This window comes from Butyricicoccus intestinisimiae, from assembly GCF_018918345.1.
In the GTDB taxonomy this organism is placed as follows: domain Bacteria; phylum Bacillota; class Clostridia; order Oscillospirales; family Butyricicoccaceae; genus Butyricicoccus_A; species Butyricicoccus_A intestinisimiae.
In genome coordinates this window covers 363473-377630 of the sequence record NZ_JAHLQI010000001.1, presented here as the reverse complement: position 1 = coordinate 377630, position 14158 = coordinate 363473, and the positions used below count along the sequence as shown (strand labels likewise).

The window sequence follows — 14158 nt, the reverse complement described above, 5'->3', positions numbered from 1 at the left end:
TTTAATGCAATGATTATATTTTTATTTAACTACAAAAAATAGTAAACTGATCTTTCCATCTAAAAAGGGGGGAGGGCATACCGATGAAGCGTCCGGTGATTTGGTTTTCCGCGGCATTTGCCGCCGGTGTGGCTCTGGCTTTGCGTTCTTTTTCGCTGCCGTGGGTATTGGCGCTGACATTGCTCGCAGGATGTTTCCTGTTCGGATGGAAATGGTCTGCTTTCCGTCCGGCTTGTGTGTTGTTTGCAGGCGTCTTGTCTGGACTCTGCTATACACAGGCATATCATGCAGTGATTCAAGCGCCCTGCGCTGCACTTGACGGCACCAGTAAGTCCATGATTGTTGAAGTGACAGACTTCCCAAAACAGTATGATACCGGTCAGCGCGTGGAAATTCGTGTCATCGGCTCCCGTATCGGATGCCCGCTCAATTTTCGGACGCTGGCATACCTGCCCAAGACGGAGCAGGACATCAAGCCCGGAGATGAACTGACTGCTACGTTTGACTTTTATATTCCCAATCAAACGCAGGGATTTGACCGCGCTTCGTATTATCGCTCACAAGGCTATGCGATTTTGGCACACGTCAACGAAGAATTTGGCATGGTTGTGACAGCACCGAGCCATCGGCCTCTGCGCTATTATCCCAAGGCATTTGCGCAAACATTGCGCGCTGTTTACATGCAGCACGGAACCGAGCGGCAGGCTGCCCTTTGGCGCGCCCTGACAACCGGAGATCGCACTGCCCTGACCACGACAGATACCGATCACCTGCGGCGTGCGGGTTTATCGCATGTCATTGCACTGTCTGGTCTGCATGTAGGATTTTTGATTTCGATGCTGCTGTTGCTGCTTGGAAGAAAAATCGGCACGTATCTTGGCATTCCTGTGCTGCTTGCATTTTATCTCATGGTCGGCTGGTCACCGTCAGTCGTTCGTGCCTGTGTGATGTATGGGCTGATTTTATTGGCGTTTGCCCTGCGAAAAGAATATGACAGTGTCAATGCGCTATTTTTCGCGCTCTTGCTTATTTTGCTGGTTCTGCCGGATGCGCTGTTATCCGTCAGCCTGCAGCTATCGTTTACTTCGACACTGGGAATTTTGTGCTTTGCTTGGAAATACCAGCATATCTTTTCGGTTCCCAAACGAATACCGCGCAGATTGAAAAAAGTATATCGCGGCGTAATGGGAAGTCTTGGCTGTTCGGTTTCCTCCGCCGCATTGACGACGCCATTTTTGCTGTATCATTTTGGATATTTGTCTGTCTTTTCGATTTTTTCCAATTTGTTGGCACTTTGGGCTATTTCTTTGCTGTTTCCGCTGCTTTTTCTCGGTGGTGTCCTTGGCATCATTTCCGCGCCATTGGCGAGCATCGTCCTGAAACCGGCGGCATGGCTGACAGATTATGTATATCAAATTGGAGATTTCTTTGCAGCAATCCCGTTCGGTGTGCTATACTGTGAGAATACCGTAGATTTTCTTTTGTCTGTTCTCGTCAGTATCCTGATGATTTTGATGCTGTGGCTGGCGAATAAGCGCGTGCTCGGAATATGCACGCCGATGATAACAGCCGTATTGATTGGCGTCAGCCTGTCCCGCAGCAATGCGGCGTGGGACGATTGGACGGTTACTGTTTTATCCGAGGGAAACGGGCAAGCTATTTTGGTGTCTTGCGGCGATGAACTGGCGCTAATTGACTGCAGTGCAACCGGATACCATGACGCCGTGGAGGACATCAAACAATACATGGATTGGAACAATCAGCAAAATATTGATTTGTTCATACTGACTTCTGTAGACAAATCCGCCGCTCGAAACGCCAGTGAGCTTTTGCAGGAAGTTCCGGTGGATATGGTGATTTTGCCGGAGGAAAACCGCGAAAAGAATGCAGTGTATCCAAAATTTATGAAAATATTGCGCGAGCAAAACATCCCGTATGATAAAACCGCGCCGCAGAACGAATTACAGGTGGGAGATCCGGTACTGGGATTGTCTGTTTTGGGACGCACCGAGCGCAAATTGGTTGTGCGCATGCAATCGGAACAGCATAACATAGTAACGGTTCGTGCGCTGACACAGAAAATGCTGCTGGAGCTGACGGAACAGTATCCGCTGGCTTGTGATACCTTGCTGGTAGCTGGCAGTTTTACGAAAGATGCGGATAAGATGCACGAAATTTTGCGGCGCATTTGTCCTAATCAGCTTGTGATAGAAAATGGCTGGAACAGCAAAGAGAGCTATGACGGGATTCCGGCGAGCAATCCCTATGTTTCCGGAACAATTATTTGGAAAACCGTGCGAGAAGAGGAGTGAAAACGATGCCGCCCAAAGCAAAGAAGTCCAGCAAGACAGATGGAACACAATTACTCAAACAAGATTTAAAAAATCATACGGTCGGTTCGTTGTATGTCATCGGCGGAGAGGAAGCCTACCTAAAACAGCATTATTTGGCAGCGCTGGACAAAGAGGTCGTTGATGAAACCTTCCGCGATTTCAACTACACGGTATTTGAAGGCGCTTCGCTGACCGCAGAAGATTTGCGCGATACGGTGGACAGTTTTCCGATGATGGCGGAACGCCGCATGATTGTCGTGAAGGATCTGGATATCTTTAAGCCGACTGCCGCACTCAAAGACGAACTGCCCGCCATTCTAAGCGATTTGCCGGAGTTCGTCTGCTTGGTTTTTTACTATGATACGATAGAACTTAAACCGGACAAGCGCACCAAATTGTATGCTTCCATTGCAAAAACAGGGTGTATTGCAAATTTTTCCCAGTTAGAACGGCATGATTTAATTCCATGGGTCAAACGGCATGTGCGCGCGGCAGGCAAGCAGATAGACAACGATACGTGTGACTATTTGCTGTTTATCTGCGGTACGTCTATGACCAATCTGCTGTCAGAGATTGAGAAAGCCTGTGCACACAGCGCAACGGATTCCGTCAAGAAAAGTGATATTGACGCGGTGTGTACCAAAGTACTGGACGCTGTAACGTTCGATTTGACTGACGCGATTACGGCACAGCGATTTGACCGCGCATTGGGATTGGTTCAAGAATTGATTGCACAAAAAAATGAACCGATTGTATTGCTTGCCGCTGTGGCACGCCACATGCAGAGATTATACGCAGCACGGCTTGCTCTTGAGGCACACAGCAGCGAAACGCAGCTCATGGAACTGCTCGGCAGCAAGTCCCCATATTATGCTCGGAAAATGCAGCAGTCTGCCGCGCAGCTTTCTGTGAAGTGGCTGCGGCGCGCGGTATTGCTGTGCGGAGAGAGCGATGTTGCCATGAAATCCGCCGGTTCTGATCGACAGAAGGTATTGGAACTGCTGCTGCTGCAATTGGCGGAAAACTTGGAAGAAAGGAAATCAAACAGACGATGATACACATCAAAGAGGCAATTATTGTAGAAGGCCGGTATGATGTCAATAAAATCAAACAGCTGGTAGATACTGTTGTCATCGAAACCGGCGGTTTTGCCATCTTTAACAACAAGGAAAAATTAAAGTTGATTCGCCGCATTGCGGCGGAACGCGGCATTTTGGTGCTGACGGACAGCGATGGCGCGGGCTTTGTCATTCGCAATTATTTGCGTGGCGCGATTCCGAGCAATCAGATTCGCCACGCCTATATTCCGCAGATTGCCGGAAAAGAAAAACGCAAGACAAAAGGCTCGAAAGAAGGAACGCTGGGCGTAGAGGGTGTACCAAACCAAGTAATTATACAGGCACTCCAAAAAGCCGGTGTTGATTGTCTGGACAGCAGACCCAACCGTCCGCAAATTACCAAAGCAGACTTTTACGAGTGGGGATTAACCGGTATGCCGGGCAGTCAGGAAAAGCGCAAACAATTGCTTCAAGCGCTGGATTTGCCTTCCCATATGACGGCCAATGCTTTGCTGGAATTTATCAATGCCGTGGCGGATTACGACACGGTAAAACAAAAAATCGAGCAATTATAAGACAAGCGATTGCAGGGTGGCGCGGGATGATACCGATGCCACCCTGTTGTTCATCGACTTGATATTTTATACCTGCAATGATACAATAAATTAGATTTGTTAGGAAAGCACGGAAATAAAGGAGACGCTCATGGAGCAATCAAGATTTGACATACAATACGCTGCAATGCGTGCGGCAATTATCGAACGAGAATTTCAGCATTTAAATGAAAAACAGCGCGAGGCTGTCTTTCACACCGAAGGCCCGCTGCTCGTGCTGGCAGGTGCCGGAAGCGGCAAGACAACGGTTTTAATCAATCGCATCATCAATATTTTGCGATTTGGCGAAGGATACTCCTATGCATATGCGCCGGAGGACGCCACAGAAGATGATTTGCTGTTCTTGAGAGAATACCTGCGCAATCCGACGGAAGAACATCGTATGCGCGCAGAGACCTTGTGCCGCGTCAATCCCGCCCGCCCATGGCAAATTCTGGCGATTACATTTACCAATAAAGCCGCAAAGGAAATTCAAAGCCGCCTGCAGCGCGCACTAGGAGAAGAATTTGCCAAAGATATTTGGGCAAGTACGTTTCACTCTATGTGTGTGCGCATTTTGCGCCGAGAATGTGACGCCATTGGTTATGACCGCTCATTTACAATTTACGATACCGATGACCAAAAACGGGTTTTGACGGCGATTATTAAAAATAACAAGCTGGACGACAAAGTATTTGATGTACGCGGTGTCGCCAGCGCAATCGGCAGAGCAAAAGATAATTTACAGACACCGCGCATATACGCCATAGAAAATACAGAGGATTATTACAAGTCTACTGTAGCAGAAATTTACAAACAATATGCAAAGCAGCTCAAAGAATCCAATGCCATGGACTTTGATGATATTATTATGAAAACTGTGCAGCTGCTGCAGGGCAATCCGGACATTTTGGAGCGCTATCAAAGACAGTTCCATTATGTTATGGCGGATGAGTATCAGGATACCAACCATGCACAGTATGTACTGACCAGCCTGCTGGCAGGCGGATATGAAAACATCTGTGTTGTCGGTGATGACGATCAGAGCATTTACAAGTTCCGCGGCGCAACCATCACAAATATTTTGGAATTTGAGGGACAATACAAAAACGCAACGACCATTCGATTGGAACAGAATTATCGCTCTACGCAAAATATCTTGAGTGCGGCAAATGAGCTGATTCGCAACAACGCGCGCCGCAAAGGCAAAGAGCTTTGGACAGACAACGGTGACGGAGCAAAAATTCGATTCCACCGTTCGGATACGCAGGAAGGCGAAGCGGAATATGTCGCTCGTATGATTACCGAAGGCGTCGCTGACGGAAAACACTTCAGTGATTATGCGATTTTATATCGCAATCATGTGCTGTCCAACAGCATTGAGAGCGCATTTAAGAGAAACGGTGTGCCATATCGCATTGTCAGCGGTCTGCGATTCTTTGACCGCGCAGAAGTAAAAGACATGCTGGCGTATCTGTGGGTCATTGCCAATCCGACAGATAATTTGCGCCTGCGCCGCATCATCAATGTACCGGCACGCAAAATTGGCAACAAAACCGTTGAAACAGCTGCGATGCTGGCGGAACTGAACAACACGACGATGTTTGACATTGTTTCTCATGCAGCAGAGCATCCGGAACTTGGACGCGCAACAAATGCGCTGACAAAGTTCGCGGAACTCATCACCAATCTGCAAAAAATGAAAGAGCATATGCCGCTGGATGAATTCTATGAACAGGTCATGGTTCAAACCGGTTATTTGGAAGCGCTGAAAGCAAAAGAGACGCAGGAAGCACAGGGCAGAATTGAAAACACCATGGAGTTAAAATCCAACATTGCCGATTTTATGTCTCGGCAGGAACAGCCGACACTGGAAGGATTTTTGGAAGAAGTCTCGCTGTTCACCGATATTGACCGCATGGATGAAAGCTCTGACGCTGTTGTTATGATGACGATGCATTCGGCGAAGGGATTGGAATTTCCTCAGGTATTTCTTGTCGGTATGGAAGAAGGCATTTTCCCAGGCTTCCGTGCGATGGAAAAAGAAGAAGATTTGGAGGAAGAACGGCGGTTGTGCTATGTTGCTGTGACGCGTGCAAAGCAGCAGCTCTATCTGACTTGTGCAGAACGTCGTATGATGTACGGCAGAACGCAATATTCCAAACCGTCTCAATTTTTGAAAGAAATTCCAAAACAGTTCGTTGACTCGAATATTTCGGAGACACGGCAGGAAATGCAGGAGAAACTGGATTTACAGCCAAACCCGAAATATCAATCCAGCCGAGCCTATGACATTTCCGGAGCACATAAAAAGCAGCCTGTGATTGCCAAGAAAAAAACAGCCCAAACAGTCGCTGCACCGGCATTAAAACCGGGCGATCAAGTCGATCACAAGGCATTTGGTCACGGCATGATTACCTCGTGTAAGCCGATGGGCGGCGATATTTTGCTGGAAATCACGTTTGATAAGGTTGGAACCAAGCGGTTGATGGCAAAATCGGCAATGAATTTTATGACGAAGAAGTAAGCAAAATCTCCCGTTTGTGCTATACAAGCGGGAGATTTTGCTTGACAGTTTAATTTTCGATGATTATAATGAGTGAAAAATACAGACATACATGGAGGTATCAAAAAATGATTGCCGGTATGGCATTGATTGATGAACCGGAAGAACAGGCAAAACTAGAAGAAATTTATTATACATATCGTTCGCTCATGATGTACCGAGCACGAGAAATCCTTCACGATGACTATTGGGCAGAGGATGCTCTCAGCGAAGCGTTTATGAAAATCGCAAAGAATATCCAAAAAATTCGGGATGTAAACAGCTCAGAAACACGTCATTTTGTTGTTATTCTTGCAGAACGAGCGGCAATTGATTTGTATCACAAGCGAAATAAGCATACAACGGTCTCGTTGGAGGATGTTACAGAAGAGCCGGAATATGAGGAACATCCACCGCAATCTCTTTCGCCGTTGGCAGCAGCGATTGTGAAACTTCCGCCGAGCTATCGTCAAGTAATTCTATTAAAATTTTCAGAGGGCTATAGCAATCGAGAAATTGCACAGATGTTAGAATATTCTGTGAGCAAAGTAGAAAAACTAATCAGCCGTGGTAAGAAAAAATTGCAAAAATATTTGCAGGAGGAGGGAATAGAGCTATGAAACTAACAGATGACATGCTCCGCGAGGCGGCATCCGAAGCGGCACAGTATATGGATGAAACGTGTACAGAAGGAGCAAAAAAACAGCAGCATACCTTCTCACCGTGGTTTGAAAAAGAGATGCAGGGACTGATTGAACAACAAAATCGTCGGGAAAAGCGGAGAAAAGTACTCCGTTACAGTCGAAATGCTGTTGCTGCTGTTCTTATTATTGCGATTGCGCTGCCATTTTTTAATACAGATGTCCGTGCGGCGTATCGGGATTTCTTCCAAGTATTCACTCAACGAGAAGACGGTTATACTGAAAATTCCGTTACAATGCGAGGTGACAATACCATAGACGAATTCTCACCTGCTCAGCTCGGTTGGATTCCAGATGGCATGAAGCGAGTAAATGAAACACGAGATGAAGAAAATGGATACTATCATGTCTTTTATCAAGATTCTAATGATATGAATTTTGGATTAGATCAGACGTTTGTTACAGTAGAATCTGGGAGCGTTGCATGGTATAGCGAAGATGCAACAGTTTCCAAAATAGAATTGCGTGGCACTACGGCTACTCTGACTGAAGATGAGAGCGATAACTTCCGTTCATTGGTATGGAATGAAAGTGGTTGTGTGATAGAGCTTTCCGGTTCGGTATCTAAAGAAAACCTCATAAAAATAGCGAAAAACATAACAATACCGCAAGCAAAAAATAAATAAAAATTTTTTTGGAAAAATTGTCCGAGATTGCCTCCCTTCTATGGTTGTAGTAAATAGAAGGGAGGCAAAATTATTTACTAGACAAATATTTCAAATTTTTTTTGAAATATTTGTCCGAAAATCTGATTACTGACGGTTGTTAGTAAATGAAGGCCCAAAATGGTACAACATATATTGATTGTACTGGATGAACATCAAGGAGGTATATAATATGTTCAAAAGATCTGTTACGGTTGTTATTGCATTGATTGTATTACTGATTGCTTATTGGGTTTATGGTACAGTTACAACGACAAATGACCATGATGCTAGTGTTACTAACTACGGGGATGTATTTTCTCTGCTAGATATCCGAAATAAAAAAGATGGTTGGGCGACCTATTCTGTCGATTCCATTGACGGGGGATCATGGTATGGTGGTATCTTAAAGGACGGAACTATCACATCATGCGCGCAGTCCAGTACCAAAAAGACTCGTGTTTATACGAAAAATGGTGCTTGGGATAGAAAACACTGGAGCGGTTGGCTAGAAGTGGGAGAAAAGAATATGCGGCAGTCAAGCGCTACCTTAGGAACATTTGGAGCAATTGTTTTTGGAACATGGTATGGCTATGAAGTACAATAGTAAGTAACAAACATTATCTACAACAATCTCATCTAAAAAAGTGAGATTGCTGTAGACAAACGATGGATAATAGTATTATGAAAAAAATCTTTGCATTATCGTTAGGCTGCTTATTTTGCTTGGTCAGTTGGATGACTTTCACGTATTTTAATACAAATGGAGAGACTTTTTTCTCGCCTAGTTTTTGTTTTAATGTACAAATTCAAGTTTCAGCGGATGAAATTGGAAAACCCATGACAGAAATTGCAAAAGCGGCTCAAAGCTTGAATCTGGAAGTCATGAAATATGACTATGACAAATCAAAAAAGACGGTTAGCGTGTATACATCTGACCTAAATAAATACACAGAACGCTTAAAAAGCGGAACGATGCCGGTTAAGACTGGAGAATATGTTTCCAGTAAACCATCGAAAAATTCCGAACAGGTTGGACAGATTTCTGTTTTTTCTGTGGAAAATACAATCAATCTATACTCTTTGGCATCCAGAAAACCAAACGTTAGCATGGAGCAAGTACAAGTTGTTTCTTCTGACCAAGAGGATGCTGATGCATTCGTACAAAAAGTAAATGAGATTGGAAACGGCACACAATATCAAGCAACGTTTATTGGAGGAGAAGCAAACGATACCTATGGTTTGCATGATGCGATTACCCAATACGGAAAGTTGCTTGTTTTGCTGATTATTATCACGACGTTGTTGGCACTTTATTTGCTATTTCAAGAGCTCAAAGGGGAAACTATCAAAAAAATATTGGGGTATAGTAACCAAAAGTTGGTTGCAGAATTTTTGCCACGTGTATATGTGCCGACATCCGTTGTCATGATGTCTAGTGTGGCAGGAATGACGGCGATTGCGTTGTATTGCTACAATGGATTGACGCTTGGATTTTCTTTTTTGAAAGTATATTTTGCATTGGCGCTTGTGCTTACCGCGTTTGTCTATGCCATCGTTTTTGTTTTTCATATCGGATTGATTTCCAGTATTCGTCCAGTTGGAATCATCAAGAACAAGTTTCCATACAAGAGTGTTTTGGGAACTGCTTATGCGTATAAATTGATTCTCGTTTTGCTGTTGGTTCCGATGATTGCATCAGCAATTGGTTTATATCAGCAAAATATTGCATATGGAAATTCAGCAGAACGGTTAGAAATGTTGAAAAACTATGTCGAGCTGCCGTTGACATCGGATCGAATGGAGACCCTAAACGGACAACAGGAGTTAACAGCCGAATACAAAAAATTTTTTGCGATTCAAAACGAGCGAGGTGCATTGCTGTTCAATGCTACTGGCGCAATTATTGAAAAATCCAACGATAACTATGACACGGTTTTGCAGCAGACCGATGAGGATGATTTTAGCACGCCGGACAAGAAAGAGTACGTCAGCAACAACCATATCAGTATCAATTATGAGTATTTAAAGCAGAATCCGATTTATGATGTGGACGGCAACCGTGTGCAGTTTACCAACCAGAATGAGGCTGTTGTTCATGTGCTAATTCCGGAACAGTTCAAGTCCTATGAAAAGACGCTGAAAGAACAGATTGTCAAAGATATTACTTCTGATTACTATATCATGGATGATCTTGGTAAGAATGGAGAGCAGAAACACTCTGATTATCCTATTCAAATTACTTGGGTCAAGGATAATCAGAACTATTTTACCTATGATCCGGATGTTGGCATGGCGCACGACTGTTATATTCAAGACCCGATTTCATATGTGTATAACAATGTGTCGATCAGCAAGAATTTAATGGCGGATTTGTTCAGTGGTGGCAATTATCTAAAAATTCCGGCCAAACAGTCAGAACAAAATTTGGCCTATTTTGAAAAAGATATAAAAGCCTGTGGATTAGAAGATAGTGTAACCATTGTCAATAATGCATATGATCGCGTTTCCGACAAAATATACCGTGTAGAGCAGCAATTGCGGCAACAAATTTTCTTTAGTATTGCATATTCCATTGTATTTGTTGTTTTGATTTTTATCAGTGCCTTGACGATCCTTCAAGCAGAACATCGCAAACTGTACATTATGAGCTTGCTCGGATATTCAGCTTTTCGATGCAATCTTCCATACTATGCGAAGTCGGCCATATTTTGGGCTATCGTATTTGTTTTTCTGAATCTGATGCGTGTAATCGGCACTTCTACAGCGGGAATAGGCGTCTGCGCAGGAATATGTATTGCTTCATTGCTGATGGAAATGCTGGTCCAGACTGTTTTGCAGGCACGAAAGGGTATTCAGGCACCGCGAGGATAAATAAGAACTAGGAGAGAATCTATATGCCAATTATTTTAAAAGACATCAATAAATCGTTCGGGAGTCACAATATTCTGACCAATTTTAACCTGATTATCGGTGATGGAGACATGCTCTCCATCACCGGCGGCAGCGGCAAGGGTAAGAGTACGTTGCTTAACATTATCGGATTGTTAGAGCCATATCAGTCCGGCGGATTGCTTTTTAATGATATTCGAAATCCGAAAATCAATAGCAAACAGGCAACGCTGCTGCGACGGAATACTATTGGATATTTGTTCCAGAATTTTGCATTGATGGAAAATTGTACGGTAGAAGAAAATTTGAACTGGGCACTAGCGTACCAACACGTGAAAAATAAAAAAAAATGCATCGGTGAAGCTCTGGAACGAGTGAATTTGCCGGCAGAAATGATGAAACAGAAGGTTGTAGAGTTAAGCGGCGGTGAACAGCAGCGCGTTGCCATTGCGAGATTGTTCTTAAAGCCATGCCAAGTCGTTTTGGCAGACGAACCGACAGGTTCGCTGGATCCAAGCAATCGAGATTTGGTCATCTCATTGTTGCATCAATTACATGATGATGGAAAGACGGTTGTGATTGTCACGCACGATATGATGGTAGCGAATAGTTGCCCGAAACGACTGGAATTATAATCCATTTCATAAATAGAACGGACTTGCTTTCTTAAAACAAGGAGCGAGTCCATTCTATTTATCCGAACACTGTGATATTTCGTAAATCCTGCTAATTTTTTTGTAAAGACGGCGAGAAATTTACGAAACAGCATTGATAAGTAGAGAACACCATGGTATAATTGGTACACATACCAAGGAGTGTATGAGAAAGAAGGCGATCTTATCGCAATCACAAAGGCGAGCCTTGCGGCAAAAAAACGTATTTTATCCGCCTGCGTGCGCTTGTTCTTAGAAAAGGGTTATAGAGGAACAACTGTTGCGGAAATTGTGCGAGAGGCACATGTTTCTGTCAGCACGTTTCAAAATATCTTTCACGCAAAAGACGGCGTGCTTATCGAACTGGTACAGTTTATGTTCAGCAATCAGTTTGGTGTTGCACGAAAGATCGCCGGAGAGGCGGCTGCGCCGATTTATATCTATGCCGTGGAGACAAGCATTCAGCTTACACTGACAGAGCGGAATGAAGTTTTGCGGGATATTTATGTAGAAGCATATATGCAGAAAGAAGCTGCGGAGTACATCAATCGAAACACGGCGAAAGAGCTGTATCAGATTTTTGGCTCGTATCAGCCGCAGCTCAGCGAAAGTGATTTTTACGAGATGGAAATCGGCTCTGCAGGAATTATGCAAGCGTATATGGCACATAAGTGTGATATATATTTTACATTGGATAAAAAACTGGAACGATTTTTAACGATGAGTCTGCGAGCTTTTTGCGTACCGGAATCAGAGATAAAAAACGTCATAGCATTTATTCAAAAGCTAGACATGTGTCATTTGGCAGATCAAGTCATGCAGCATCTGTTTCAAACGCTGGCTATGCATTTTGACTTTTCGCTTAGCGAATAGAGCAATCATAACTTTTGGATGGCATTCACTTCTGGGGAGATGAATGGAATGGAAAGAGCGTTCTCGAAGCACGTTCTCTGTTTGAAAATGGGATGATACAAACGGAGATACAACGAAAACGAGAAGGTGATTTCCAATACAGCAATCGCGAGATTGCGAACAACGAGCCACCAACACTTCTGCGAGAAACGCAGTGGTGCTGGTGGCTTCTTTTATTTATGTGTTCCTATGTCAAGATTTCGTACAAATTACTTTGCCATGCAGAATAGGAGCGATAACAGACGAGCGGCGGGGTCGTTGATGGCCTTGCCGCCCTTACGGTGACATTATACTTGCTGTTCAAGAAACAGAAGAGGACGATGATCAGCACCGTAATGATTTCGTCATACCGAGATTACGTTCCCGAAAACTCTAAGCATTCTCCATCCTCTGGAATTAATACACGTCCATCCTTACCGTGTTTCTTCAGAAAATCACGGAGTCCAGCACGGCTGACAGTTGCATGATTGACGGCATCCATATGACTGGCGATGATGGTGGCATCCGGTGCGGCCTCGCATACCTTCAAAACATCCTCGTCCCCCATGATGAGGCGCCCAAGCCCCATCAGCTCCGCACCGCAGGCATTGAGCACTACCACGTCCGGGCGATACTGTTCCAAAGCCTGTTCAACCCCTTTATAGTACACAGTATCCCCAGCCACGTACAGGACAGGCTCCTCAGCCGCTTGAAGAATGATGCCGCAGACCGGTCCGGCCGCCTGATCAGGTGACTCTCCATGCATAGCTTCCGTGCGGATGAGAACCACGCCGTCAAAATCAGTCCCTTCATCCTTGAGTACCATGACGGAAGTGTAGCCAAATCCTTCAATTTGGGTTTTGGTTTCTTCATTTACAGCAAAAACAAGAATACTTTTGTCCAGCATAGCTGCTGTTTCCGGGTCAAAATGGTCGGGATGGATATGGGTGACGATCATAGCATCAATCCCTTCCATGATCTGCTCCACAGGAAAAGGAAGTTCAGTTATAGGAGATGGAATTTTCGCCCTCTCCGGATCGGGAGAGGGTGCGCTCATACCGGTACCCTTCTTTTGAAACCAAGGGTCGATCAAAAAATGTTTGCCTGCACACTCAATTCGAATGGTGGCGTTACGAATTTGCTGAATCTTCATGTTTAGTCTCCTTTTGAGGGTTTATTTATTCGTTAGCAGCACTCCATAGAAAAACCGGAGCGATAAAGCACACAGTGCGGATGCCTGCGTCATAAACCTGCTTCATGGCGTCGCCGCATTTAGCCTTCTGTTGCAGACGCGACTTTTCCAAAGCCATTCCAGGCATACAACCCCTTTTTTTCCTCATCGCCTAGGAATTTGTCCACCTGGCAGATGTGAAGGATGTGGTCGCCAACCTCCACGGACTGCTGCAAGGTAGCTACCATGGCCAGCCGGGTGTCCGTCGGGATCTGAATATCGCTGCTGTCTACCGCTTTCATTTCAATGTGATTTTCAGCAACCTTATGAGCCGTCGCACCTGTGGAACTGCCGCAGGCCATCACCGCGCCAGCCAAACTTTCACCGGGGATCGTAACGATGACTTTACCCGTCTCCCGCACACGCTTGCCGGTGTGGGACTGCTTTCCTGCGGAAAATCCAATCATCGGCGGATTGAAAGAGAGATAGGAAACAAAGCAGATGGGTGCCAAGTTGGTGGTGCCATCCTCATTCAGAGAACAGATTAAAGTCAGCGGGTTGGGGGAGGTATAAACGGTTGCCTCCATAATGTTCAGTTCTTTCATAAAATTCAGGCCTTTCTGATAAATATCATTCATTGACCCTACGGCCAACTCATGATATATTTATTATACTTG

12 protein-coding genes are annotated in these 14158 nt (G+C 44.7%); 10 read left to right on the top strand and 2 right to left on the bottom strand.

Annotated features, from left to right (window positions below; all coding sequences use genetic code 11):
- Positions 1-83 precede the first annotated feature (83 nt).
- The 10 genes from KQI75_RS01880 to KQI75_RS01835 all read left to right on the top strand — a co-directional run bounded on the left by KQI75_RS01880 (position 84) and on the right by KQI75_RS01835 (position 12292).
- Entirely contained in the window at positions 84-2312 is a 2229-nt protein-coding gene (locus KQI75_RS01880) for a ComEC/Rec2 family competence protein (RefSeq protein ID WP_216468987.1), read from the top strand.
- A 5-nt stretch (positions 2313-2317) separates the two neighbouring features.
- A complete protein-coding gene (gene holA, locus KQI75_RS01875) occupies positions 2318-3388 on the top strand; it encodes a DNA polymerase III subunit delta (protein ID WP_216468986.1) in 1071 nt (356 codons plus the stop codon).
- Positions 3385-3966 (top strand): toprim domain-containing protein, encoded by a 582-nt coding sequence (locus KQI75_RS01870; RefSeq protein ID WP_216468985.1) that lies wholly within the window; start codon positions 3385-3387, stop codon positions 3964-3966. Before holA ends, KQI75_RS01870 begins: the two co-directional genes overlap by 4 nt.
- A 130-nt stretch (positions 3967-4096) precedes the next feature.
- The gene (locus KQI75_RS01865) at positions 4097-6511 is read left to right on the top strand and encodes an ATP-dependent helicase (protein WP_216468984.1); all 2415 of its coding nucleotides are present in this window, start codon (positions 4097-4099) and stop codon (positions 6509-6511) included.
- A gap of 107 nt (positions 6512-6618) precedes the next feature.
- Positions 6619-7149 (top strand): RNA polymerase sigma factor, encoded by a 531-nt coding sequence (locus KQI75_RS01860; protein ID WP_216468983.1) that lies wholly within the window; start codon positions 6619-6621, stop codon positions 7147-7149.
- Positions 7146-7856, top strand: a complete 711-nt coding sequence (locus KQI75_RS01855) for a DUF4367 domain-containing protein (RefSeq protein ID WP_216468982.1) — start codon at positions 7146-7148, stop codon at positions 7854-7856. The genes KQI75_RS01860 and KQI75_RS01855 overlap by 4 nt, the downstream gene beginning before the upstream one ends.
- A 211-nt stretch (positions 7857-8067) precedes the next feature.
- Positions 8068-8481, top strand: a complete 414-nt coding sequence (locus KQI75_RS01850; protein WP_216468981.1) for a hypothetical protein — start codon at positions 8068-8070, stop codon at positions 8479-8481.
- 77 nt (positions 8482-8558) lie between these two features.
- A complete protein-coding gene (locus KQI75_RS01845) occupies positions 8559-10748 on the top strand; it encodes a hypothetical protein (RefSeq protein ID WP_216468980.1) in 2190 nt (729 codons plus the stop codon).
- A gap of 23 nt (positions 10749-10771) precedes the next feature.
- Positions 10772-11401, top strand: coding sequence for a putative bacteriocin export ABC transporter (locus KQI75_RS01840; RefSeq protein WP_216468979.1), 630 nt, complete (start codon positions 10772-10774; stop codon positions 11399-11401).
- 180 nt (positions 11402-11581) lie between these two features.
- Entirely contained in the window at positions 11582-12292 is a 711-nt protein-coding gene (locus tag KQI75_RS01835) for a TetR/AcrR family transcriptional regulator (protein WP_330655454.1), read from the top strand.
- A gap of 394 nt (positions 12293-12686) precedes the next feature.
- On the opposite strand, the gene KQI75_RS01830 is transcribed toward KQI75_RS01835, so the two are convergent.
- Both KQI75_RS01830 and KQI75_RS01825 read right to left on the bottom strand, forming a co-directional pair.
- On the bottom strand, positions 12687-13463 hold the full coding sequence (locus tag KQI75_RS01830) for an MBL fold metallo-hydrolase (protein ID WP_216468978.1): 777 nt from the start codon (positions 13461-13463) through the stop codon (positions 12687-12689).
- Between the two features lie 119 nt (positions 13464-13582).
- The gene (locus KQI75_RS01825) at positions 13583-14119 is read right to left on the bottom strand and encodes a flavin reductase family protein (protein ID WP_246566305.1); all 537 of its coding nucleotides are present in this window, start codon (positions 14117-14119) and stop codon (positions 13583-13585) included.
- Positions 14120-14158: the final 39 nt, after the last annotated feature.

Bases quoted from the DNA above. Each gene is read 5' to 3' on its own strand.
- KQI75_RS01855 (WP_216468982.1), top strand. From the start codon at position 7,146: ATGAAACTAACAGATGACATGCTCCGCGAGGCGGCATCCGAAGCGGCA.
- KQI75_RS01860 (WP_216468983.1), top strand. From the start codon at position 6,619: ATGATTGCCGGTATGGCATTGATTGATGAACCGGAAGAACAGGCAAAA.
- KQI75_RS01880 (WP_216468987.1), top strand. From the start codon at position 84: ATGAAGCGTCCGGTGATTTGGTTTTCCGCGGCATTTGCCGCCGGTGTG.
- KQI75_RS01850 (WP_216468981.1), top strand. From the start codon at position 8,068: ATGTTCAAAAGATCTGTTACGGTTGTTATTGCATTGATTGTATTACTG.
- KQI75_RS01870 (WP_216468985.1), top strand. From the start codon at position 3,385: ATGATACACATCAAAGAGGCAATTATTGTAGAAGGCCGGTATGATGTC.
- KQI75_RS01865 (WP_216468984.1), top strand. From the start codon at position 4,097: ATGGAGCAATCAAGATTTGACATACAATACGCTGCAATGCGTGCGGCA.
- KQI75_RS01830 (WP_216468978.1), bottom strand. From the start codon at position 13,463: ATGAAGATTCAGCAAATTCGTAACGCCACCATTCGAATTGAGTGTGCA.
- KQI75_RS01840 (WP_216468979.1), top strand. From the start codon at position 10,772: ATGCCAATTATTTTAAAAGACATCAATAAATCGTTCGGGAGTCACAAT.
- KQI75_RS01825 (WP_246566305.1), bottom strand. From the start codon at position 14,119: ATGAATGATATTTATCAGAAAGGCCTGAATTTTATGAAAGAACTGAAC.
- KQI75_RS01845 (WP_216468980.1), top strand. From the start codon at position 8,559: ATGAAAAAAATCTTTGCATTATCGTTAGGCTGCTTATTTTGCTTGGTC.
- holA (WP_216468986.1), top strand. From the start codon at position 2,318: ATGCCGCCCAAAGCAAAGAAGTCCAGCAAGACAGATGGAACACAATTA.